We start from the raw sequence: 25,690 nt of genomic DNA, 5'->3' as shown, positions 1-25,690 counted from the left end.
AATATTATTTGATATGAGTACAAAACTAAACTGGGAAGGTATTTATCCTGCTGTATTAACTCCATTTACCAAAGATGGTGAGATTGATTTTGAAATGTTCACTCAAAATACAGAAGCCCAGATCAAAGCAGGTGTTCATGGAATTATCCTTGCAGGAACATTGGGGGAAGCCAGCGCTTTGGAAACCGAAGAAAAATTTGAATTGCTGAAATACGCAAAAAAAATAACACAGGGAAGAATTCCTGTCATTCTCAATCTTTCTGAAAATACAACTAAAAATGCAGTAAACTTTGCTCAGAAAGCAAAAGAATTGGGTGCAGACGGACTCATGCTTCTTCCTCCTATGCGCTATAAAGCCGACAGCCGTGAAGTTTTAGAATACTTTAAAGCCGTAGCCTCTGCTACTGATCTTCCTATTCTTATTTACAACAATCCTGTAGATTACGGAATTTATGTAACCCTTGAAATGTTTGAGGAACTTATTGAGTATCCAACCATTCAAGCGGTTAAAGAATCAACGAGAGATCTGGCTAATGTCACAAGAATGATCAATCGTTTCGGGAAAAGGATCAAAATTCTTGGCGGAGTAGATACCATCTGTCTGGAAACACTTATGCTTGGAGCTGACGGCCTTGTAGCAGGTCTTGTAGATGCATTTCCTAATGAAACAATGGCCATGTACAATTCTGTTAAAGCAGGTGAGTATGACAAAGCAATAGCGATCTACAGATGGTTTATGCCATTGCTGGAGCTGGACATTCATCCTAAACTTATTCAGTACATCAAACTGGCTGCTACATCAGAAGGAATAAGCAGTCCTTATGTGAGAGCCCCACGTCTTGAACTTCATGGAGAGGAAGCAGAAAAAATTCAAAAGATCATTGAAGAAAGCAGAGCTAAGCGTCCGATACTCAATTAATACCAGAAATATGACTATGATTGAAGAAACATCAACAGAAAATATTGACAGAAGAATTCAGCTGGCTGTTGAAGCTTTTCAGTTCCTGAAGAATACAACGATCAATGAACGGGCAGAATTTATGAATGCTGTTGCAGATCAGATCGAAGCTTTGGGAGAAGAACTTTTGACAACAGCTCATGCCGAAACTTCATTACCCTTAGCAAGACTTACTGGTGAAAAGGCCAGAACAGTGGGACAATGGAGAATGTATGCGAAAGCTGTAGCCACAGGAATATATACAGAACCCAGAATTGATCTTCCTCAGCCCGAAAAGCAAAAAATGGATCTTCGAAAATACAATGTAGGCATTGGACCTGTCGTCATTTTTGGGGCGAGCAATTTTCCGTTTGCATTTTCTACAGCTGGAGGGGATACCGCGAGTGCTATCGGAGCTGGTTGTCCTGTAATTATAAAAGCACATCCGGCACACCCTAAGACTTCTCAAATAATGGCTGATGCGATAACTACAGCTGTTACAGCACTTGGATGGCCTGAAGGGATCTTTAGTCATATTACCGGAACTTCTTACGAGATCGGGGCTTATTTGACCCAACATTCAGATATTCGGGCGGTTGCATTTACCGGATCTTTCAATGGTGGAAAGGCTTTGTTTGATATGGCAAACCGCCGTGAGAATCCTATTCCTGTATTTGCAGAAATGGGAAGTATCAACCCTGTATTTGCCCTTCAGCGTCTGCTTGACACAAAAGCAGAAACATTAGCGAAGGGATATATTGCTTCTTTAACATTAGGAGTAGGACAATTTTGTACAAATCCGGGAGTTTTGATTGCATTGAAAGGGAAATCACTTGACCGATTTATAAATGTATTAAAAGATGAGATTCAGAACGTTGCTCCCTCGAATATGCTTCACAAAGGTATATTTGAAAATTTTGAGAAACATAAGAATGTCGCAGCAAAACAACCTGATGTTGAATTAATTGCAGAAGTCAATACAGAAGCAGAAGGTTGGCAAGGAAGTGCTTTAATTATAAAAACCAATGCCCAGAACTTTATCAATAATCCTGTACTGAGTGAAGAGGTTTTTGGACCATTTGGTATTGTTGTAGCATGTGAAACATCTGAAGAAATAACGAAAATTGCAGAACAGCTAAAAGGACAATTGACAATTACAGTAGCAGCTACTGATGAAGATGCTCGTGATAATAGTAAGCTGATCAATATTCTGAAAGATAAATGCGGAAGACTATTATTTAACGGAATGCCTACAGGGGTAGAAGTTGTCTATGCCATGCAACATGGCGGGCCATTTCCCTCTACTACCGATTCCCGGTTTACTTCTGTGGGGCCGGATGCTGTCAAACGCTTTGTTCGTCCAATTTCTTTCCAAAACTGGCCGGATGAATTTTTGCCGGAAGAGCTGAAAAACGACAACCCATTGCAAATCAGCAGAATAGTAGATGGGAAAATGAATTCAGGATCATTAAAATTACAGACAACATGAACAGAACATTTTTTTGTATAGACTCACATACCTGTGGATGTCCTGTACGCCTTGTTGCAGGAGGTGCTCCTATTTTGAAAGGAAATTCAATGATGGAGCGCCGGCTTCATTTCATGAAAGAATATGATTGGATACGAAAAGGATTAATGTTTGAACCCCGCGGGCATGACATGATGAGCGGAAGTATTCTGTACCCTGCTATTGATGAGAATAATGATATCGGAGTTTTATATATTGAAACCAGCGGATGTCTTCCCATGTGCGGCCACGGAATAATTGGAACCGTTACCATTGCTATTGAAGAAGGTCTTGTTATTCCTAAAATTCCAGGAAAATTACGCCTTGAGACCCCCGCAGGACTTATTCTTATAGATTACGTACAGGAAGGAAAAAAAGTAAAATCTGTAAAACTGACCAATGTAAAATCTTTTCTGTATGCTGAAAACCTGGAAATTGAATGTCCGGATCTGGGATTAATAACCGCTGATGTAGCGTATGGCGGAAACTTTTATGCCATTATAGATCCTCAGGAAAACTTCAGAGATATTTCAGATTTTACGGCCAGCCAGCTTATTCATTATGGAAAGATCATCAGAAAATTACTCAATGAAAAGTATCAATTCGTTCATCCTGAAATAGAACACATTACCGGATTAAGCCATATTCAGTGGACCGGTAAGCCTACAGATCCTAAAGCCAGCGGAAGAAATGCAGTGCTGGTAGGTGAAAATGCTTTAGACCGTTCACCTTGCGGCACCGGAACTTCTGCAAGAATGGCTCAATGGTATGCTAAGGGAAAATTAAAGAAAGGAGAAGAATTTATCCATGAAAGCTATATCGGTTCTCAGTTTATCGGGAGAATTGAGGAGGCAGCTGCATTAGACGGAAGGCCGGCGATTATTCCGTCAGTAGAAGGGTGGGCAAGAATTACCGGATATAATCAGATTATTATAGATGATGAAGATCCTTATTGGCTGGGATTTCAGGTAATGTAAACAAATATATGACACAGAATAAAGGAAAAGCACTCATCATTGGTGCAGGAATAGCGGGATTAAGCTCAGCCTATTACCTTTTACAGAAAGGATGGCAAGTAGAGATTCTTGAACAAAACGATCTTACCAACAATTGCTCTTATGGCAATGCAGGAATGATTGTGCCCAGTCATTTTACCCCATTAGCCGCACCGGGAGTCGTTGCACAGGGAATCCGCTGGATGTTTGACAGTAAAAGTCCGTTTTATGTAAAACCTTCTCTCAACGCCAATCTGATATCCTGGGGAGTAAAGTTTTTGAAACATTCTAATCAGAAACATGTTAATCATTCTGCAGCGGCCATCCGGGATCTTAATCTTGCGAGCAGCCAACTTTATAATGACATTGCAGCAAAAGATGAATTTGATTTTGAGCTTAATCAAAATGGCATTCTGATGCTTTATAAAACAGAAAAAGTAGCAGAAGAAGAGACAGAGCTTGCCCACAAAGCAATCAAGATGGGATTATCGGTGGATATTCTGAATAAAAAAGGAATTCAGGAACTCGAACCCAATATTCAGCTGGATGTTATCGGAGGGATCAATTATAAATGTGACGGTCATATGAATCCGGTTAAGCTGATGAAACAAATGATTTCTTATCTTAAGAATAACAACGTCATTTTCCATACCCATCATAAAGTAACAGGTTTTGAAACATCCGGAAATAATATTAAAACAGTTATTGCTAATGGGAAACAGTTTACCGCAGACAGATTTGTTATGACAGGAGGTTCATTCTTACCGGAACTCGCTCAAAAAGCAGGTCTTAAAATTCAATTAATGCCCGGAAAAGGCTACTCATTCATGCATAGTCCCATAAATCCTTTACACAAAATGGAACATGCGGCATTATTACTTGAGGCAAGAGTGGCAGTAACTCCTATGAACGGACAGATCCGTTTTGGCGGAACCATGGAACTGGCTTCCCATAATGACAAAATTAATAGGAAAAGGGTAGAAGGGATCATACAGTCCATTCCTAAATATTTACCCGATTTTCAAGTGGACATGCCCAAAGAATCTGAAATCTGGTTTGGCTACAGGCCCTGTGCTCCGGATGGACTTCCATATTTAGGTCAATCTTCCCAATTGAAAAATCTGATTATCGCAGGCGGCGGCGGAATGATGGGATTAAGTCTCGGACCTATTTTCGGGAAAACAGTCTCCGAAATTGTAAATGAAGAAAAGCCAACGGTTGAGATAAAGATATTCAACCCTGAAAGATTTAATTAAAAAACATCACATAACACACAAAATTAAGCCCAAAACAATTTGATTATTTAAATAATTTATTAACAAACAAATCCAAAAATCATGAAAAAATTTAAATTACTACTACTTGTTTCCCTCTTCCCAATAATAGGTTTTGCTCAAGAAAATAGACCTCATGAGTGTAAAGCAGATGAAATGATGAAAAAACATTTTGAACTGCATCCTGAATCTAAGGCTGAATATGAAAATTTTGAAAAATACACTCAAGATTTCATGAAAAAAATGGGTTCAGGCAAAAGGTCATTGAATAACAGTATCAATAACCCAACCTACATCATCCCTGTGGTTTTTCATGTGTATGGAGAATCTCAAAGTAATGTAAAAGTAAATTACCAAAAAGTAGTTGACTTACTGGAACAAATCAACTTAAATTTCAATGGAATCAACACTGATTCAAACACTGTAGATTCTGACTTCCAATCTATTAGAAGCGCATTAAGTATTGAATTTCGATTAGCTAAAATTGATCCAACCGGAAAAGCAACAAGTGGAGTGGTATTTCACCCTTTCAAAGGAGGATATGGTAATGGAGGCGGATATGATACAGAAATTGGCACCGATGCTTGGGATAATACAAAGTATATGAATGTATATATCCAAAATGACCTATATGCTAATAAAGATTTATATCAATCAGGAGTTGCCTGGTATCCGGATTCATACATGACTTCAGTAAATACAGCCAGAGTTGTTTATAATGGACGTTATATATTTAATGCTGCAGGAACAGTGGCTTCAAACGAGTTTTCTGATACATTTACTCACGAATTTGGGCATTGGTTAAATCTTCAACACACGTTTAATGTTCCATGTTCAACTGCAAACCCAACTAATGATGGTGACGGAGTTGCTGACACACCTGTAGAAAATAATTCTTCCGGATTAGGATGTACAGCGGGTAACAATTGTCTTGGACAGAAAGTAAACGTTGAAAACTATATGGGATACAACGGTTCTGCCGGTTGTTATAAAATGTTTACCACTGGACAGGTTAACAGAATGCTAGCAGCATTAAACCATCCTTCGCGAATGAATTTATGGCAGCCTGCCAACTTAGCTGCAACCGGAGTTGCTAATACTCCACCTAGGCTAACCCTTAGCAACAGTACATTTACAGAGAACTTAGACAATAGTGGTAGGGTGTCATTAGATGGAACAGTAGCCTCTGCTCCTACATCAACGATTACGCTAAACGGAGCAACATTTGCCGTATCAAATGGAACAACTCTTACTGCAGGAACACATTTCACTTCTTCATTACCAGCAGGACTAACAGCAACTATAGCAGTTACAAGCCCTACTACTGCTACGCTTACCATAAATGGTGCTGCAACCAGTCACCCTAAAAGTCAGGTCCTGAATTCATCAATTACGTTTCTGAATCCAGCTATAACAGGAGGTGTAACTTCATTAGGATCAACTACAGCTTTGGCATTAACTTTTTCTTACAAAGATCCCTATAAAATAGTTACAGGGACTCCTCTGGAAAGCTATGCCAACCCAACAGTAACAACAGTAATAACCAACTCCGGAGCACCTTGGAAATATTTTATCATTAACCCGGAACTTAGTGATGATGCAGGATATGGTGCTTGGTACTATGGCGCAAATCAATTAAAATTTGAAACCTATTGGAAAGGATTAGTATGCCAAACAGGAACAAGAAATATCAGTTTAATTCCGGCCTGCACCACTATAACTAATGCAAATAATATAGGTTACCCAATTGGGACTCCCGGACAACTTGACGTGTACACCCCTACATACACTAACTGGTCTGGTAAAACCGCTTATGTTGGTTTTAGAAACCAATTCGAAGGTTACAATATTAACGGCTATTTCAAACTGATTGTTGGGGCCAATGGTTCAGGTTATTCTGTAACTGAGTTTGGATATAATACACAACCATATGGCAGTATTACAACCCCTTGTGCATTATCATCATTATCCACTTCAGACGTTGATACAACAAACTCAGAAACATCTATCTATCCAAATCCAGCTTCTGATGTATTAAATATTAAAACAAAAGGGAAAATTAAGTCAATTTCTGTTTATGATATGTTTGGAAGAAAAATGAATGCTAAAGTTATTGGTGATAAGGTTGATGTTAAACACTTCCTAAGCGGAACTTATTTAATTGATATTGAAACTTCTTTAGGGAAATCTTCCCAAAAATTCATTAAAAAATAGGATCAAAACGCTAAGCCTAGGACCCATTTTTGGAAAAACAGTGTCTGAAATTGCTAATGAAGAGAAACCCACTGTTCATATCAGCATTTCTAATCCTGAAAGATTTAATTAACAATACCATACAAAATAGTATACATATGAAAACAACAGCTTTTTTAGGGATTAATCTTTTAAAGATTTCCTTTTTATTCAGTTTCCTTTTTTGTTATTCCTGTTCCGTTGAAAATCAGGATTTGGTTATCAGCAAAGATGAACCAAAATTACCATCTTCAAATTTTTCAAAGAACGGTTTAGGAAGCGGGCAAAAGACTTATACTTTTTCAACTGCAGCCGGTGGAAAAAGGAGTTATTACATTTCTGTACCTGCCAATTATGACAATACAAAAAAATATAAGCTTGTATTTTTCTTTGCGGGTACCGATTCTACAGGAGAATCAATGTATGATTGGGCTGGACTTGGCTGGAATAATCTTGGACTGGAGAAATTAATGGAAAATACCATCTTTGTTTATCCCGATCAAAAATATGTGTGGGATGGTGATAAAGGCTGGGCTTTGGGAAATTATGGTGAATACTATGCAGGAATGCATGATATACAGTTTACCAAAGAACTTTTAGATCTCATCAAAAACACTTATTCAATTGATAACAATCGTATTTTCGCGACAGGACATTCATGGGGCGGAGATATGACTAATGTTACGGCTTATTTTCTGAAAGGAGTATTCAGAGCCATTGCTCCAGTGGCCTCTAATAGACCTTTTTGGTTTGAAGATAATGGAAACTTCATTAATGAACCTGGTTACCTGGGAAATACAGCAGTCTGGGTTTTCTTTGGATTGAATGATGATCATTTTGGCAGCACAAGTCCTAATGGAATTTTTGGGAAAGAACAGGCTGATTTTTGGATTCTAAAAAATAATGGAAATCCTAATCAGTTTACTACAAAATCAATCGGAAACCAAGGAGATGTAACTAAAACCTATCCCGGAACTTCACAGGTTAAACTTACATTATATCAAGGAGGACAATATTCCGGACAGGGAAGTCTTCTTGGCCACCAACCTCCTGATTATTATTTCAAGGCAGTTACAGACTGGTTTAAAACTTTTTAAATAACAAAACACTTTTCTCAGTAATATGAATAATAGTTTAGTATTCATATGCAGTGGATTGGGCTTCATTGTAAGCCCAATTTTTTATTTTTTTCATGAGCTTTTTTCATTTATTTATGTACTTTTATTCTGTTATAACAATTCCAATGCATTATAAAAACGACACCATCATCATCCGCGAATTTACTCCTGAAGAATTTTCGTTGTTTTCTACCCTTTTTGAAAATGAAAACGTTACCCGGTATCTTCCTTACAAGACTCCTGAAGAATATAAGGAAATGTTTGATAAAGCATTAGCAGATTATAAAGAAGGTCCATTCAGCAGATGGGGAATATTTAATGCTCAGACTCAGGATTTTGTTGGAATGTGCCTTGCCAGAGTTTTTCTAGACAACCCTGAACAAATAGAAATAGGGTATACCTTAGGAGAAAATTACTGGGGTAAAGGACTCGGAACTGAGGTATGCAAAGCGCTTTTAGACCATTGTCTATCATTGAATTACAATAAAGATATCGTAGCGGTAACCGATCTCGATAATATTGGATCACAAAAAGTTCTTCTTAAAAATGGATTCATTAGAACTGAAAATCTGGTTCGTGAGGACAAAGAATTGGCTTACTTTATTTTACAAAAATAGTAAATCCAAAGAAAAATGAAAAGCCCAGCAATCCCTTATTGAATAAGTTCTCCCACAGATTTACCCAGATATATTCTTCTTACCAAAACTAAGCATAAAGTATCCATAAAAATCTTTGATTTTTAAGCTTTAGTGAACTTCTCAGCAGCTTATTTGTAACTTAAGATTAACTTAAGTGTTTATCATCTTTTATGACTTTTAACTTCGTTAAATCTTCGATTTGTGGTTAAGGCATAATCAAAGCCATTCACGGAAAACATTTCATTTATCAGATAATTTATCATAACTTGCAGAGATTATGATGTCGAAACGTTGCAAATACGCACTCAAAGCAATGGTCAGATTAGCAAGGAATTATAACCAGGGCTTTCTGGCGACTTCTATTATTGCACAAGATGAGAACATCCCTAAGAAATTTCTGGAACAAATTCTTCTTGAACTGAAAAGAGCAAAACTGGTTAACAGTAAGCAGGGCAAAGTAGGAGGCTATTACTTATTAAAATCTCCTGATGATGTTTCATTAGCAGACATTTACCGTATTTTCGATGGACCTATTGCTCTTACTCCTTGTGTATCTTTAAACTTTTACGAAGCCTGTGATGATTGTGTAGATGAAGCAGTCTGCTATCTGAGAAAAGAATTAATGATCGTTCGTGAAAAGACCAGAACAAGCATGATGGAAGCCACTCTGACTAAGTTTATCAACAACAAATAATTTTTTTTCATTTAAATTCTACTATTTTGATAGGAGTTATAGGATTTTATATATATTTGCAAGACTAAAATCTCAATTCGACATGGAAAACAGTCTTGAAAATGAATACGATAATCTATTGAAAGCGGCTTCTGAAGCTTCTTTTCAAACCAATGGGCTGGAAATACTGACTGAAAAATTCCCGGGTAAAGTGATCTTTTCAACCAGCTTCAGCTATGAAGATCAGGTCATCACTCATCTGATAAAAGATTTACCTATTGAAATATTTACCCTGGATACAGGAAGACTTTTTGAACAGACCTACGAAACCTGGACATCCACAAAAGCTTTCTTTAAAAAGAAAATCAAAGCCTATTATCCGGATATGGAAGAGCTCAGAGAATTTGTAACAGAAAATGGACCCGATTCTTTTTATCAATCCGTAGAGAAGAGGAAAGCATGCTGTACCATTCGAAAGGTTCATCCTTTAAGAAAAGCACTGGAAGGCTATGAAGTATGGATTACCGGTCTGAGGTCTGAACATTCTGCCAACAGACAGAATATGCCTCAATTGGAATGGGATCCGGATAACAAAATTATTAAGTATCATCCCATCCTTCACTGGACTTCTGAACAGGTGACAGCGTATGTAAAAGATCATCATTTGCCTTATAATCATCTTCATAAAAAAGGATTTGTCAGCATAGGATGCGAGCCCTGTACCAGAGCGATCAAAGAAGGGGAAGATTTCAGAGCCGGCCGATGGTGGTGGGAAGATGCCAACAAAAAAGAATGCGGTCTGCATATTCATCAATAAAAAAAGAAAAAAATGTCAATACATCAGTTAAACTATTTAGATCAGTTAGAAGCCGAATCTATTTACATATTAAGAGAAGTTGCAGGCCAGTTTGAACGTCCTGCCTTATTATTCAGCGGAGGAAAAGACAGTATTGTACTGGCTCATCTGGCACGAAAAGCATTCTTTCACGGAAAAATCCCATTCACATTTGTTCATGTAGATACCGGGCACAATTTTCCGGAAGTATTGGATTTCCGAGATCAGTTGGTAAAGCAGTTGGATGTCAATCTGGCGGTCAGAAAAGTGGAAGACACTATTAGAAGTAAAAAATTGACTGAGGCTAAAGGTAAATTTCCAAGTAGAAACTGGCTGCAAACCTACACTCTTCTTGATACCATTGAAGAATTTGAATTTGATGCCTGCATTGGAGGAGCCCGCAGAGATGAAGAAAAAGCCCGCGCCAAAGAAAGAATATTCTCAGTTCGTGATGAATTCGGGCAGTGGGAACCCAAACTTCAGCGCCCAGAGTTGTGGAATATTTTCAACGGAAAAATCCATAAAGGAGAAAATGTAAGAGTTTTCCCGATCAGCAACTGGACAGAGCTAGACATCTGGAACTATATCCGCAGGGAGAAAATTGCACTTCCTTCCATCTATTTCTCGCACGAAAGGGAAGTGGTAGATTTTAATGGTCAATGGCTTGCTAATTCGTCACACGTTTTCCTAGAGCCGGAAGATATCATCACCACAAAGAAAATCCGTTACCGTACTGTAGGAGACATGACATGCACTGCAGCTGTAGAATCTCATGCCATAACAATAGATGCTGTCATCGAAGAAATTGTAGCAACCAGAATTTCAGAACGTGGCGAAACCAGAATTGACGACAGGGTAACAGAAGCCGCAATGGAAGATAGAAAAAAAGGAGGTTACTTTTAATCAATGATAAAAGATAATTGATCAATGATTACACCAAGTATTTTCATCAATTATCATTCATAATTTATCACTTATCATTTATAACAAAAATCGGATGGATATATTAAGATTTATAACAGCAGGAAGCGTAGATGACGGTAAAAGTACCCTTATCGGCAGACTGCTTTACGATAGCAAAAGTATTTTACAGGATCAATTGGAAGTCCTTGAAAAACACTCTAAAAACAAAAATGAAGACGGGGTAGACCTTGCCCTTTTAACGGATGGTCTGCGTGCGGAAAGAGAGCAGGGAATTACTATTGATGTTGCTTACCGTTATTTTTCAACCGCAAAAAGAAAATTTATCATTGCTGATGCTCCAGGACATGTGCAGTATACCCGTAACATGATAACAGGAGCTTCCAATTCTGACCTGATGGTGATTCTGATCGACGCAAGAAAAGGCGTGATTGAACAGACCAGAAGACATTCTATCATCGCTTCTTTATTACAATTGAAAAAAGTAGCTGTAGCCATCAACAAAATGGATATGGTAGATTATTCCGAAGAAGTTTTTGAAACCATTAAATCAGAATATTCAAAAATTGCAGAAAATCTGGGATTAAACGATGTCAGTTATTTCCCGATCTCAGCATTGAAAGGAGATAATATTGTTTCAAAATCGTCCAGAACAGAATGGTACGAAGGAAATTCACTTCTCGAATATCTTGAAGAAGTAACGTTAAATGAAGAAACAAATAACGGAAGCCGTTTTCAGGTTCAGTATGTAATCCGTCCTCAAACGGAAGAACTGCATGATTACAGAGGATATGCCGGACAAATATTAAGCGGAAAATTTTCAAAAGGAGACAGAATCCATATTCTTCCAGCAGATCTGACCACTGAAATCACCAAAATTGAGATCAATGGCATTGAAAAAGAAGAAGCTTTTGAAGGCCAGCCAGCCGTTATTCACATTGCCCATGATGTAGATATCAGCCGGGGAGATGTTTTTGCTACAGAAGAAGATGTTCCTGCCGTTGAAAAAGACCTTGAAGTTCTTTTATGCTGGCTTGATCAGAAACCGCTGCAGCCAGGGAATAAATACCTTCTGCAGCAAAACAGCAGACTTATAAAAGCAGTTGTAAAAGAGGTAGATTATAAGATCAATGTCAATACCCTGATCCGGGAACAGACCGATGGCGAAATTAAGCTGAACGAAATTGTAAAAGTTACGCTCCGTACGGCACAACCTCTGGTGTATGACAGCTTTACCAATAATAAAACAACGGGCTCGGCTATTTTGGTAGATGAAACGTCCAATTCAACGGTAGCAGCCTGTATAATTCAATAGAAAAATGGCAATTTCCGATCAATTAATACAAAGAATTCATCAGACCAAACAAAATAATATTCATGGATTCTTTGATAAAATAAAGACCAAAAAGTGGGTGAAGGATTTGTACGAAACACTCTTTCTCCCTCAAAATGAGAATACTGAAGACCAGCTGAAAAGAAATTTTGAAGCACTTCAGGAAACACTTTCTGATCAGATCAATACGGTAACAGGAGATAAAGACCTTACTGAAAAACAGGTCAGACAGTTTTTTGAGGCTTTACCGGAATTATACAATCAGCTGGTTCTGGATGCAAAATCCATTTTGGAATTTGATCCTGCCGCCGATTCTCTGGAAGAAGTATACCTGGCATATCCTGGCTTTTTTGCCACCTATGTCTACCGTATTTCGCACCAGCTGTGGACTCAGGAAGTAAAAATTTTACCCCGTGTCATTTCTGAATATGCCCACAGTAAAACCGGGATTGATATTCATCCGGGAGCGGTCATTGGAAAGTCTTTTTTCATTGACCACGGAACAGGAATCGTGATTGGAGAAACTACCGTTATCGGGAACAATGTTAAAATCTATCAGGGAGTAACCCTCGGAGCTTTGAATGTTTCCAAAGAAAAAGCCCATCAGAAAAGACACCCCAATATTGAAGATGATGTGATTATCTATTCGGGAGCCACTATTCTGGGAGGGGAAACCACCATAGGTAGAGAAAGTGTCATAGGAGGAAATGTGTGGGTAACACAGGATGTCCCCGCCAACTCTCTGGTCTATCATAAAAGTGAAATAAAAATAAAGGATAATAGCTCATTACCGGAATCATTAACCTTTGTGATTTAAGAAAAAACAAAAATAAAAAGTATATTGATATGAAGTTTCAGAATGCATTAGAAACGATTGGAAATACACCCGTCGTAAAAATTAATAAACTCTTCAATTCAGATCATGAAATCTGGATCAAACTTGAAAAAAGCAATCCTGGCGGAAGCATTAAAGACAGAATTGCACTGGCCATGATTGAAGATGCAGAAGCAAAGGGATTATTAAATAAAGACAGCGTCATCATAGAACCTACAAGCGGAAATACGGGAATAGGACTGGCTTTGGTAGCTGCTGTAAAAGGATACAAACTCATCCTTGTCATGCCGGAAAGCATGAGTATAGAGCGCCGCAAAATCATGGAAGCATATGGTGCTGAATTCGTATTGACTCCAAGAGAAAAAGGAATGAAAGGCGCTATAGAAAAAGCCAGTGAATTGGCTGAAGAAACACCCAATTCATGGATTCCAAGACAGTTTGACAATCCCGCCAATGTAAAAGTACACGTAGAAACCACCGCTCAGGAAATTTTAAAAGACTTCCCGGACGGGCTGGATTATATCATTACAGGAGTAGGAACCGGAGGACACATCACCGGAATAGCAAAAACGGTAAAAGAAAAATATCCTAACGTAAAAGTAATTGCCGTAGAACCTGAATTATCTCCTGTATTAAGCGGAGGAAGCCCGGCGCCACACCCATTACAAGGATTAGGAGCAGGATTTGTTCCTTCCATTCTGGATATTACCCTTTTGGACGGAGTAATCACGGTAGGCAAGGAAGAAGCTTATGAATATACCCTTAATGCCGCTAAAAAAGAAGGTCTTTTTGTTGGAGTTTCCACTGGAGCCGCTTTAGCAGCCATCGCCAAACATTTACCGGAAATACAACCTAACGCTAAAATCCTTACCATCAATTACGATACCGGAGAAAGATATCTGTCTGTAGAAGAACTCTTCTAAATCCTTAATTAACACCTACTTCAATGAAAACAAATATAAAATCACCAAAGGTTTACCTTATCGGTGCAGGGCCCGGCAACCCTGAACTGATCACTGTAAAAGCAGTAAAAGCTATCGCAAATGCGGACGTTATTTTATGTGACCGCCTTGTAAGTCCGGAAATTCTCGAAACCTACGTCAATGAAAATACAGAAATCATCTATGTAGGAAAAGAATGCAGCAAAAATGCTTCCACGCCTCAGTCTCATATCAATACTTTGATGGTGGAGTATGCCCTTCAGAACAAAACCATTGTAAGACTGAAAGGAGGCGACGTTTCCATATTCTCCAATATTCTGGATGAATTGCAGGCTTTAAAACAGAATCATATTCCCTACGAAATCATTCCGGGAATTACAGCCGCTTTAGGAGCTGCGGCATTTTCAGGGATGCCTTTAACAGCCAGAGGATATTCCACATCCGTTCGTTTTCTGACGTATTATAAATCAGAGATCGTAAGTGAGGAATACTGGAAAGAGCTTGCTTTAACCAATGATACTCTTGTTTTTTATATGTCTAAAGGAAATCTTAGCCCTCTAGTAGAAAAACTGAAAGCACTTCAGATTTCAGGTGATAAAAAAATTGCAGTCATTGAACAGGCTACGACTCCTTTTCAAAAGGTGTACACGTCATCATTTGATGATTTTAATGAAAAATTCGGGGACAAAAGCTTTGCTTCACCTTCATTGGTGGTTGTCGGCAAAATTGTGAATCTCCATGAAGAGTTTTCATGGTTGGAAAATGCAGAACAGGAAGGTCTTTATTTCAAATCAGTAGAAAACGGAAGTCTAATCCCTACCACTCAAAATTTCTTTGAATATGCTGTCTGAAACTAAATTAAATGTATTAAAACAAATATCCGGAGACCTCTCCAGAGACGAAGCCATCTGGGCTAGCGGGTATCTTGCCGGTATTGCCGGAGGATCGTCATTTACAGCCGTTTTGCCTCCACAAGAGACAAATACTATTGTCCAGAATGCCGTAAAGAAAATAACGCTGGCTTATGGTACAGAAACAGGAAACAGTAAAAAATTAGCAACAACACTTGCCGGAATTATCAAGAAAAAGGGTATCCAGGTAAAACTGGCTGACCTTTCCCAATACAAACCCAAAGATTTGGCTAAAGAAGAGTTCTTTTTTGTAGTCATCAGTACTCAGGGAGAAGGCGAACCACCAGCTCTTGCCAAAAAATTCTACGATTATATCTATGAAAATGAAATTAATCTCAGCGGACTCAAATTTGGAGTGCTGGCATTAGGAGACAGCAGTTATCCTCTGTTCTGCCAAACCGGAGAAGATGTAGATTCACGTTTCGAAATATTGGGAGCTCAGCGCATCATTCCGTTAAAAAAATGTGATATTGATTATGAACAGGAAGCTTCTCATTGGATAGAGCATGTATTTGAAACCGTCAATAAAAATGCTGGTCAGAGTACAAAAAATGTTTCAGTTCCAAAGGTTTCTACCGGAAGGAAGAAATACAAAGGAAAAGTTTCAGCCATCATTAATCTGAACGATATTACCTCTGAAAAAGAAACCTATCACATTGAAATTGAAACAGAAGAAGCACTTGCATATCAGCCCGGTGCATCTTTGGGAGTGATTCCGTTCAACTCGAAAGAAGTTGTACATGAAATTATTACCCTGACAGGAATTGATCCTCAAAAACAGATAGAAACAACAAAAATTACAGATAAAGTAGAAGAACTACTGTATAAGCATCTTAACATCAGTTATCTGCTTAAATCTGTGGTTGCTCAGTATGCAAAAATAACAGGACATTCCATTCCGGAAGTAAGATTAAGCCTTCTTGATCTGCTTAGAATTTATCCCGTGAAAAATGCAGATGAATTTGAAGAAATCATACAGATATTAACCGCCCAGGCTCCTCGTCTGTATTCAATTTCTTCCTCTCTGGAAGCCCATGGTGATACGGAAATTCATATTACGGTTGCGAAATCAGAATTCCTTATTGATCATCAGAAACACAACGGATTATGCAGTGGTTTTCTGAGTGAATTCAAAGAAGGAGAAGAGGTGGAATTTTATATTCAAGGTGCAGGACACTTCAAATTGCCGGAAGCAGATAAAGATATCATCATGATTGGACCGGGAACGGGAATAGCTCCTTTCAGATCATTCCTTTGGGAACGTGATGCCACAGGGGCAGAAGGCAGAAACTGGCTGTTCTTCGGAGACAGAAACTTCATATCAGACTTCCTTTATCAGGCCGAACTTCAGGATTTTCTTAAAACAGGCAGTCTGACACATTTAGACCTTGCTTTTTCAAGAGATACAGCCGAGAAAGTATATGTTCAGCACAGACTGGAACAAAAAGCTCAGGAAATATTTTACTGGCTGGAAGGTGGAGCCTCTGTGTATGTATGCGGAGCCAAAGAACCAATGGCCTACGACGTAGAACAAAAGCTTCTCACAATTATCCAAAATGAAGGAAAGCGCAGCAAAGAAGACGCTGTACTTTATCTGGAAGATATGGAGCTGAGCGGCAGATATGCTAAAGATGTGTATTAAAAAAAGAAGTACTCGTAAGAATTAAAGGAAACAGTTATGAACAACGATAAAGAAAACCTTTCACCGGTAGAAAGGATTAAAACCAGCAGTAACGGGCTCAGAGGATCTTTAAAAGAGAGCCTTGCTGATACGATTACCGGAGCCATAAGGGAAGATGATCAAACGGTCATCAAATTTCATGGAATGTACCAACAGGACGACAGAGACCGAAGGGAAGAGCGTGTCTCCAAAAAACTGGAATGGCTGTATTCTTATATGATCAGATTAAGGCTTCCCGGTGGCTTTTTAACTCCGGAACAATGGGTAGGATTGAATGAAACTGCTGAAGATCATTCCACAGGAACCATTAAAGTAACGACAAGACAAACGATTCAGCTGCATGGTATTTTAAAATCTCATTTAAGACCCACCATTCAGAGTTTCAATCTTCAGCATCTGGATTCTATTGCGGCTTGTGGAGATGTCAATAGAAATGTAACCTGTACTGCGAATCCTTCGGAATCACCTTTGCACAAGGAAGCTTATGAACTCGCTGGAAAAATCAGTGAAATGTGTCTTCCCAAAACCAAATCCTATTACGACATCTGGATTGATGATGAACTTCTGGTAGACCGAAAAGCTGAAGAAGATCCATTGTATCAGGACAGATATCTTCCCAGAAAGCTGAAAATAGGAATTGCCGTTCCACCCAATAATGATGTAGATGTATTTATCAATGATATTGCCTTAATTGCTATTATCGAAAATAATACAATCGTTGGCTACAATATCGCTGCCGGAGGAGGATTGGGAGCCACGCATGGAAATGAAGCCACTTATGCCCGTCTTGCTTCTATTCTTGGATTTGTAGATACAGAAGAAAAAGTTTTGAAGGCTGTCTACGAAATCATCACGGTTCAAAGAGACTTCGGAAACAGAAGCGACCGAAAATTATCAAGATTAAAATACACCATTGATAAATTGGGTATTGATCAATACAGAGCTGAAGTAGAAAAAAGAACAGGATTCAACTTTGAACCTGCCAGAGAATTTAAGTTTGAACAGAGAAAAGACCGCTATGGCTGGGTTCAGAATCATGAAGGAAAATGGTTTTATACCGTATTTGTAGAGCACGGAAGAATTCTTAACACGTCAGAATATCCTTTAAAATCAGGGTTATTAAAAATCGCACAAATCGGCAAAGCTAATTTCCGTTTTACCTGTAATCAGAACCTTATTCTGGCTGATATTGAGGAGAAAGATAAACCTGAAATTGAACATATTTTAAAAGAACATGGAATTTCAGAGTATACCAATGGAGCAAGTGCCCTGCGTAAAAACTCTGTTGCCTGCGTGGCTTTGAACACGTGTTCACTGGCTTTAGCAGAAGCGCAGCGTTATCTGCCATCCTTGGTGACCAAAATAGAACCTATTCTTGAAAAATATGGTCTGCTGGAAGAAGATATTACCATCCGTATGACGGGCTGTCCTAACGGCTGCGGAAGATCTCCCAATGCTGAAATAGGATTTGTGGGGACAGCATATGGCAAATATAATCTTCACATCGGAGGAGACCGTTTAGGAATGCGACTGAATACAAAATTTAAAGAAAATATTGGTGAGAAAGACATTCTTACCACTCTGGATGAACTTTTCGGGATTTATGTACAGAAAAGGCTTACAGAAGAAACATTTGGCGATTTTTCATACCGTTACTTACACACCTTAAATTAATTATATGGCTAATTTTCATTATGATCTGAAAAAAAACAAAAAAACTAAACCTCTTCTTTTAGGCAGACGAATGTGTATGTGTTGTTGATTCTCAAGTAACAATACAATCAAAGCTGTTTCAACTTTTCAATCAAACTACAAAAGTCACAAAAGATTATAAACACTTAAGTTTTTTAAGAGCCAAACTTTGTGCATAATAAGTACACTTAAGTTTTGTGAAAATCTTTGATTTTCATCTAATGTGAGCTTTTCTGCGGCATCATTTTAAACTTACTTAAGTAGACTAAAGTGTTTCAAAATAAAAACTTTTGTGCCTTTTGTGGTAAAAAATAATCAAGATAAAAAGTTCAGACAGCTTCATTCTCAACCTAAAAAATGAAGAAAAAATGAAAAACAAAAAGCAGAGAAATATTCTACCTAAAGCAGGCATTATCGCATTCACATTTCTATTTTTTAACCTGGCAGAAGCACAGCAGCAGCTTATAGAGCTTAGCGGAAGCATCAAAAATACAGGAACACGCAAAGGTCTCGACTCTGTAAAAGTACAGATCGAAAATACACAGGATACCGCATTAACGGATCAGCTGGGTAACTTTAAGCTTAGAACAAGGGTTACCATTCCATTCCGGGTGGTGATTCAGAAAGATGGTTTTACCGGTCAAACTGTTGAGATCCTTTCACCTTCCAACAAAATAACGATAGGGTTAAACCCACAAAATACGATTATTGATGATGTCGTGATCTCAGCATCCAGAGTTCCGGAAAAGATATTAAGATCACCGATAGCCATTGAAAAAATTGATATTAAAACCATCAGGGAAAGTCCTGCAGCCTCATTCTATGAAACATTGGAAAATGTAAAGGGGTTACAGCTTTTAACATCAAGTCTTACGTTGAAAATCCCTAATTCCAGAGGTTTCAATTCGCCTAATAATTTCCGATTCATGCAGCTGGTAGACGGAGTAGATGTACAATCGGCAACGTTGGGAGTACCATTGGGAAATGCAATAGGTCCTACAGAACTCGACATCCAATCTATGGAAGTCACTCCCGGAGCCGCTTCAGCATTGTACGGAATGAATGCCATCAACGGATTGGCAAGTTTACAGACCAAAGATCCGTTTACTTCTGAAGGAATAAGCCTTTATTTCCGTGGCGGGGTGAATCATGTAGACAATGTCAATCATAAAATAAGTTCTCTCGGAGAAAGTGCCATCCGTTTTGCAAAAGTGATCAATAAAAACTTTGCGGTAAAAGTCAATGCCTCTTATTTCAGCGGAACAGACTGGATCTCCAACAATCTGACCGATCAGAATCCCGGATCATTAATCACTGCTAATCCTAATTTTGCTCTTGCCAATAATCCGGCTGAAGACCTTTGGAATAAATACGGTGATGAAAGAAATAACCGTGTAGCCGTAAAAGTGGATTACAATGGGAAACCAACTACATTCAACGTTTCAAGAACGGGATATCTGGAAAAAGATCTTGTAAGTCCGGATGTAAAAAACATTAAGTTCGATGCAGGGTTATACTACCGTTTTGGGGATCAGTGGAGAACATCTTACGTATACCGCTATGGTCTACTGGATGGAACTTTCCAGAGAGGAAATAAAATCCGTTTGCAGAATGCTACTGTTCAGAACCATAAAATAGAACTGACAGGAAAGGAACTTACTTTCAGGGCTTATGTATCGATAGAAAATACAGGAGATTCTTATAATCTGAAACCTTTGGCAGATAATCTTGATCTCACCAATCTTTCCAATACCAACTGGAGAAATATATTCCAAACGGCTCTTCAGAATAATCTGAATGCAGGAGCTAATCTTAATGACGCTTTTATTCTTGCTCGCCAACAGGCAGATAAAAACAGAGTCGTACCGGGAACTGCAGCCTTCGAACAGTTGAAAAACACCATCATCGGAATCAACAACTGGGATTCGGCCAATGGAGGAGTAGCAGGAGCTCCGGCAACAGGAGGGGCAAAACTTGAACAGAAATCTCGCTTTTATCAGGGCGAACTTACCTACGATTTCAGCAGATTTGTGAAAATATTCAACCTTCTCGCTGGTGTAGATTACCGTTTGTACAGCATTACTCCGGATGGAAACAATTTTGTTGATTTCGACCGTCCGGTGAATGAAAGAAACATTCCTTTAGCCAACGGCACCTTCGGAAAAGATGTTATCTATCAGAAATATGGAGTTTTTGCACAGATTACCAAGCTTTTCTTTGATGATAAATTAAAAATCAACGCTGCCTTACGGATCGATAGGAACCCGGAATTTGAAGCCAAATTGAATCCGAGAATAAGTGTGGTCTATTCTCCGGTTAAAGAACATAATTTCAGAGCTTCTTTCCAGAATGGATATCGTTTTCCATCCTTGTTTGAAGCACTTTCGTTCGTAAATAACGGAAATGTAAGAAGAGTGGGCGGCCTTTCAAAAGTAAATGACGGATTGGGTTATCTGGAGAATTCCTACACATTAGCTTCCATTGATAAATTCACTTCAGCAGTAAATGCAGATGTAGATGGAGGAAAAACCCAGGCTCAAGCAGCACAGGACAACAAACAGCTTTTAACTGTAGCCAATCTGCAAAAATTACAACCGGAAAAAATCAATTCGTTTGAAGTAGGATATAAGTCTACTTTTTTCAATAATAAACTGGTGCTGGATTGGGATTTCTATTACAATATTTACGAAGGATTTCTTGGACAGGTAGAAGTGGCAGTTCCAAAAAACAGCCAGGTAGGAAGCAATACCGCTGTTCTTGCAATGCTTGATAGAAGCAAACAGGACCGTTACAGGGTTTATACGAACAGCAACAATACTTACAAAAGCTACGGAACGTCTTTAGGGGTTCGTTATAATATTACAGGAAATTACAATGTCAATACCAATGTTTCTTATAATGATCTTGCTTCCAACAATTCTTCAGACCTGTTTATTACCGCTTTCAACACCCCAAAATGGATGGTGAATGTAAGTGTAGGAAACAGAGAAATTGTTAAAAATATAGGGTTTACGCTTGTTGCAAGATGGCAGAGTGGCTTTATGTGGGAAAGTCCTTTAGCATCAGGAGCCATTCCGGCTTATTATACGATTGATGCGCAGGCTACATGGAAGCTTCCTGAAATCCGTGCGAATATTAAAATTGGGGCAACCAATTTACTGAACCGCCGTTATTTCCAGTATGCAGCTGGTCCTGAAATCGGAGGACTGTATTATCTCGCTTTTACGTATGACTTAAAACTGTAATCAAGATGAGCAATTCACTATACCCCATATTCTTAAAACTTGAAAACCTGTCACTGCTGATCATCGGTGGTGGCAAGGTTGCTCTTGAAAAGCTGGAATCTGTACTGGGCAATTCACCGGAAACGTCCATCAAGCTGGTAGCTAAAGAAATTATCCCTGAGGTCAAAACCTTACAAAGTCAGTTTTCCAATATAATCCTGCATGAGAGAGCCTATGATGATCTTGATTTTAATGATGCGGATCTTGCCATCATTGCGGTAAATGATATTGAACTTGCTGGGGAAATCAGGGAAAAAGCCCAGAAAAAAAACGTACTGGTCAATATTGCAGATAAGCCGGATCTGTGCGATTTTTATTTAGGTTCCATTGTCAAAAAGGGAAGTCTCAAAATTGCCATTTCCACCAACGGAAAGTCCCCGACCATTGCTAAAAGATTAAGAGAAACCTTTACAGAAGTTATTCCAGATGAAATGGATCATGTATTGGACAATATGCAGAATATTCGTAATCAGCTCACCGGAGATTTCAATTATAAAGTGAAAGAGCTCAACAAAATTACTACAGAATATCTGTCTGACGGAAAAGCTTCTTCAAAACCGGATATGGAAATTGAAAAACTGATCAATATTACCAAAATCGCTCAGAGAAAAGCTAATATTTACCTTGCCATTATTGGAGTTTTGCTTCTTTTTGGATTATTCGGGCTTGTGGTGTACCAGTTCAATCTTTCTGTTGATATTCAGTATTTTCTGAATAAAGACGGTCATATCTTTTACTGGATGCTTTTTGCCGGTTTTATGGCAGAAATTGTTGCTGGATCTATGGGAATGGGCTATGGAGTCATATGTACCACAATTCTTTTACTGCTAAATGTCCCGCCACCCGTTGTGAGTGCAAGCATTCACTCTGCGGAGTCTTTTACTACGGCAGCCGGAAGTTTCAGTCATTATAAACTGGGAAATGTCAATAAAAAAATGGTGTGGATCTTGTTCCCGCTGGCTATTGTAGGCTCTGTTATCGGTGCATTAACGCTGTCTCATTATGGCGAAGAATATGCTCATATTGTAAAACCTATTATTGCCTGCTACACACTGTATTTAGGCATAAACATCTTAAAAAATGCATTTAAAGATAAAAAATCAGGGCAAGGTAAAACCAAACGAAGAACCAATCTCAGAGTATTGGGATTGGTAGGTGGTTTTATTGATTCTTTTGCAGGGGGCGGTTGGGGACCATTGGTGACCGGAACACTGATCAAAGAAGGAAGAATTCCCCGTTATGTAGTGGGAAGTTCGACGGTTGCCAAGTTTTTACTGACCATTACCAGTGCCATAACTTTCATTTTTACCATCGGTATTCATCACTGGAATATTGTTTTAGGGCTTTTGCTGGGTGGTGTTTTTACGGCTCCTTTTTCGGCAATGCTTACCTCAAAACTTCCAACGAAGAAAATGTTTATTGTGGTAGGAATAGTAGTGATCCTGATGAGTCTTGTTACCATAACAAAATCAATTTTGTCATAATAAACCAATTATAATCAAGTTTCGTAAAAAGTGTATTTTTTTAACGCAAAGATTTAATTTATAAATTCTTATTATTTTAAGGGTGCAAAGCTTGAATCAATTGCATTGATTTTTCCTAAGCGTATTCATATGCATAAAGCTTAATCAGTGATATTGTCGCCACCTTTAAAAGGCTTAAATCGTTGATTTATGCGTTTTTTATATGCCTTTATACATATTTTTAACGCAAAGATTTTAATGTTTTACTTTATTTTGAGGTATCATAGGGAAAAATCAATGATAGAGTCTGTTGACACAATCATTACTCATTTTTAGTAAAAATCTGAAACCATTAAAACTTTGCGTTTTTTTTAATAAAAATGTTTTGGATACGCAAAGGCGCAAAAATGATATTAAACAAGGATTATATTAAGGCGCAAGGATTTTATCTGCGATAAAATTGAATACAGCATCGTTTATTTTTATCTCACGCTAATTTTGCAGATTACGCAGATATTTACATAAAATCTGCGTAATCTGTTTTATCTGCGAGAAAATTTATAACACATGTTTTATTAAAAATCTCTGATTTTCTTACACTTTAAAAATCGTGCATACAATTTAGAAAAACCTTGCAACTTTCCAACACAAAAAGAAAGAATACAGCATTATCTTAAACGCAAAGATTTTAATTTTTACTTCCAAATTTCAAGGAAGCAAAAGAGAGGAATCAATTATATTGATTCTTTCTAAGCAAATACATAGTCACTAAGCTTCATCAGCGACATTGTCGCTGCCTTTGCTCACTTTAATGAAGAGATAAATCATTAAACTTTGCGCTTTTATTTTCCTTTTCTTTCAAAATCTTTAATCATTTGCCCATTAAAAACTATACTAAAAACAGCTCCCAAAAAGAGAGCTGTTTATCATCATTAACTATTTCTAGATTTTGTTTTCCTAAAAGTATCAAGTCCGAATCCTGTACACCCCTGAAATAAGAACAGGAGCAGAAACAAGAGATATAATGTTTGAGGCAGATATAGAAAATAACTTAGCCATGTAAAAGGATCCATTTCATACACTCCGGTTTCAGATTTGATGGGAATAAGTTCTTTTGGAATGGAACTCAGATCATGTGTGAATAACGCGACAAGGATAATGATGATCAGAAATACTGAGCTTATTCTTGTCCAAAAACCGAGCATTAAAAATAAGCCAAATATACATTCACAAAAAGCGGTAAAGTTGGCGGTAAACTGAGGAAAAGGAAATCCTATCGTACTGATGGTATTGAACATATACCCTTGGAAAATAGGATGGAAAAGCTTGTTAAAACCTGCTATACAAAAGAATAATCCAATTAATATTCTGCATATTATATAGATAGTATGAGTATTTTTTTCGAGGTTTGATATTGTTGTTTTCATTATTTTTTTAATTCATTTTTTGATTACATCACCACGGCAAAGCCATGAACAGCAGCTGGTCATGTAATTCTGGTTTAGATAATAGATTGCTTATATAAATTTCAGAGATCGGTAAAATAACACGATCTGAAATTATATTTTAGGAGGAATCCAGATAGAATTAAAAAATGAAGAATAAGGTGGATCATCATACAGAAAATGGCGATTGCTTATTTTCTGATCCATAAATTTTTCAAATGCAAAAGAGTGGAAGGAAGCGGTAAAAAACAGAGAAAAATTGGAACAATAATTACTGTTGCACTTGATCGGAGTCTTGTTATTTTCTTCAAGAAAAATCTTGTTGCATTTTTTGTGAGATGTCTCTTTCAGACTATATTGGCTCTTTATTTCTGCCGTAGAAAAGCTGGTGTTTTCTGTTTTTAGGATCAACAAATGAATGAGCATTAAACATATATTAAATACCTGTATATAATGCGATAATCCATTTTTTCTCCCCATAAACCCCATAGAATTAAGGCAAATATAATAAAATATTTATACTTGCCTTTGAGCTAGATAGGGTTGGTATTATCTTTTATTTCTTATCCAATGCCAGATAATTGTCCTCCATTCTGCTGATCAGAATATAAAACAACCCTGCATAGATCATCTGAATGCCCATTGCTTCCCAGTTTTCAACAGTACTGCATCCAAAAAGCAGCAGGATAATCAAAGAAGCTCCGGCTATAGTGGCGATACGGGTTTTAAAACCAAGCATTAACAGTAATCCGATGAGAAATTCAAAAAAGGGGAGTGTAACTCCAAACAGATGTACCAATGGCTGTGGAAGCCAGCTTGTTTCAAAACCTTTCATCATTCCTGATGCAAAATCCTGTAGTTTCACCAGTCGGACCAATCCGTGTCCTAAAAGATTGATTCCCATAGACACACGGAGGAAAAAATAAGCTGTTTTTGTATTCATAGAGGTAATTTTTAGGTTGGGTGTGGGAAGTT

Annotated in this window: 20 protein-coding genes; 18 read left to right on the top strand and 2 right to left on the bottom strand. The window is 38.0% G+C overall.

Annotated features, from left to right (window positions below; genetic code table 11):
* The first annotated feature begins 13 nt into the window (after positions 1-13).
* The 18 genes from C1634_RS18320 (at position 14) to C1634_RS18235 (ending at position 23,291) form a co-directional block, all read left to right on the top strand.
* Complete coding sequence (locus C1634_RS18320) at positions 14-919, top strand: dihydrodipicolinate synthase family protein (protein WP_103234011.1); 906 nt, start codon at positions 14-16, stop codon at positions 917-919.
* 16 nt (positions 920-935) lie between these two features.
* On the top strand, positions 936-2,426 hold the full coding sequence (locus C1634_RS18315; RefSeq protein ID WP_262509923.1) for an aldehyde dehydrogenase (NADP(+)): 1,491 nt from the start codon (positions 936-938) through the stop codon (positions 2,424-2,426).
* Positions 2,423-3,421 carry a 4-hydroxyproline epimerase gene (locus C1634_RS18310; protein WP_109738898.1) on the top strand — a complete coding sequence of 333 codons (999 nt, stop codon included), beginning with the start codon at positions 2,423-2,425 and terminating at the stop codon, positions 3,419-3,421. The genes C1634_RS18315 and C1634_RS18310 overlap by 4 nt, the downstream gene beginning before the upstream one ends.
* An 8-nt stretch (positions 3,422-3,429) precedes the next feature.
* Positions 3,430-4,695, top strand: coding sequence for an NAD(P)/FAD-dependent oxidoreductase (locus tag C1634_RS18305; protein WP_109739008.1), 1,266 nt, complete (start codon positions 3,430-3,432; stop codon positions 4,693-4,695).
* A gap of 81 nt (positions 4,696-4,776) precedes the next feature.
* On the top strand, positions 4,777-6,927 hold the full coding sequence (locus tag C1634_RS18300; RefSeq protein ID WP_103235015.1) for a M43 family zinc metalloprotease: 2,151 nt from the start codon (positions 4,777-4,779) through the stop codon (positions 6,925-6,927).
* Positions 6,928-7,064: 137 nt separating this feature from the next.
* On the top strand, positions 7,065-8,042 hold the full coding sequence (locus C1634_RS18295; protein ID WP_165835358.1) for an alpha/beta hydrolase family esterase: 978 nt from the start codon (positions 7,065-7,067) through the stop codon (positions 8,040-8,042).
* A 146-nt stretch (positions 8,043-8,188) separates the two neighbouring features.
* Positions 8,189-8,680 carry a GNAT family N-acetyltransferase gene (locus C1634_RS18290; protein WP_109738896.1) on the top strand — a complete coding sequence of 164 codons (492 nt, stop codon included), beginning with the start codon at positions 8,189-8,191 and terminating at the stop codon, positions 8,678-8,680.
* A gap of 298 nt (positions 8,681-8,978) precedes the next feature.
* Complete coding sequence (locus C1634_RS18285) at positions 8,979-9,395, top strand: RrF2 family transcriptional regulator (RefSeq protein ID WP_103234505.1); 417 nt, start codon at positions 8,979-8,981, stop codon at positions 9,393-9,395.
* An 82-nt stretch (positions 9,396-9,477) separates the two neighbouring features.
* Positions 9,478-10,191: a phosphoadenylyl-sulfate reductase gene (locus tag C1634_RS18280; protein WP_103234506.1), complete on the top strand. Its 714-nt coding sequence runs from the start codon at positions 9,478-9,480 to the stop codon at positions 10,189-10,191.
* A 12-nt stretch (positions 10,192-10,203) separates the two neighbouring features.
* Positions 10,204-11,112, top strand: a complete 909-nt coding sequence (cysD, locus tag C1634_RS18275; RefSeq protein WP_103234507.1) for a sulfate adenylyltransferase subunit CysD — start codon at positions 10,204-10,206, stop codon at positions 11,110-11,112.
* A 94-nt stretch (positions 11,113-11,206) separates the two neighbouring features.
* Complete coding sequence (locus C1634_RS18270) at positions 11,207-12,445, top strand: sulfate adenylyltransferase subunit 1 (RefSeq protein ID WP_103234508.1); 1,239 nt, start codon at positions 11,207-11,209, stop codon at positions 12,443-12,445.
* A 4-nt stretch (positions 12,446-12,449) separates the two neighbouring features.
* Positions 12,450-13,280, top strand: coding sequence for a serine O-acetyltransferase EpsC (gene epsC / locus C1634_RS18265; RefSeq protein ID WP_103234509.1), 831 nt, complete (start codon positions 12,450-12,452; stop codon positions 13,278-13,280).
* 29 nt (positions 13,281-13,309) lie between these two features.
* Entirely contained in the window at positions 13,310-14,221 is a 912-nt protein-coding gene (gene cysK, locus C1634_RS18260) for a cysteine synthase A (RefSeq protein ID WP_103234510.1), read from the top strand.
* A 23-nt stretch (positions 14,222-14,244) separates the two neighbouring features.
* Positions 14,245-15,090: a uroporphyrinogen-III C-methyltransferase gene (cobA, locus tag C1634_RS18255; protein WP_109738895.1), complete on the top strand. Its 846-nt coding sequence runs from the start codon at positions 14,245-14,247 to the stop codon at positions 15,088-15,090.
* The gene (locus C1634_RS18250) at positions 15,080-16,792 is read left to right on the top strand and encodes a diflavin oxidoreductase (RefSeq protein WP_103234511.1); all 1,713 of its coding nucleotides are present in this window, start codon (positions 15,080-15,082) and stop codon (positions 16,790-16,792) included. The genes cobA and C1634_RS18250 overlap by 11 nt, the downstream gene beginning before the upstream one ends.
* A 36-nt stretch (positions 16,793-16,828) precedes the next feature.
* Positions 16,829-18,505: an assimilatory sulfite reductase (NADPH) hemoprotein subunit gene (gene cysI, locus C1634_RS18245; RefSeq protein WP_109738894.1), complete on the top strand. Its 1,677-nt coding sequence runs from the start codon at positions 16,829-16,831 to the stop codon at positions 18,503-18,505.
* Between the two features lie 386 nt (positions 18,506-18,891).
* Positions 18,892-21,768: a TonB-dependent receptor gene (locus C1634_RS18240; protein WP_109738893.1), complete on the top strand. Its 2,877-nt coding sequence runs from the start codon at positions 18,892-18,894 to the stop codon at positions 21,766-21,768.
* 5 nt (positions 21,769-21,773) lie between these two features.
* Positions 21,774-23,291: a TSUP family transporter gene (locus tag C1634_RS18235; RefSeq protein WP_103234986.1), complete on the top strand. Its 1,518-nt coding sequence runs from the start codon at positions 21,774-21,776 to the stop codon at positions 23,289-23,291.
* A 911-nt stretch (positions 23,292-24,202) separates the two neighbouring features.
* Here the strand turns inward: C1634_RS18235 and C1634_RS18230 are convergent.
* The gene (locus tag C1634_RS18230) at positions 24,203-24,697 is read right to left on the bottom strand and encodes a DoxX family protein (RefSeq protein ID WP_109738892.1); all 495 of its coding nucleotides are present in this window, start codon (positions 24,695-24,697) and stop codon (positions 24,203-24,205) included.
* Between the two features lie 574 nt (positions 24,698-25,271).
* Entirely contained in the window at positions 25,272-25,658 is a 387-nt protein-coding gene (locus C1634_RS18220; RefSeq protein ID WP_103233444.1) for a DoxX family protein, read from the bottom strand.
* Positions 25,659-25,690 lie beyond the last annotated feature (32 nt).

This window comes from Chryseobacterium viscerum, from assembly GCF_002899945.2.
Taxonomy (GTDB): Bacteria; Bacteroidota; Bacteroidia; order Flavobacteriales; family Weeksellaceae; genus Chryseobacterium; species Chryseobacterium viscerum.
The sequence above is the reverse complement of the archived record's forward strand: the minus strand, read 5'-3'. Positions and strand labels throughout refer to the sequence as shown.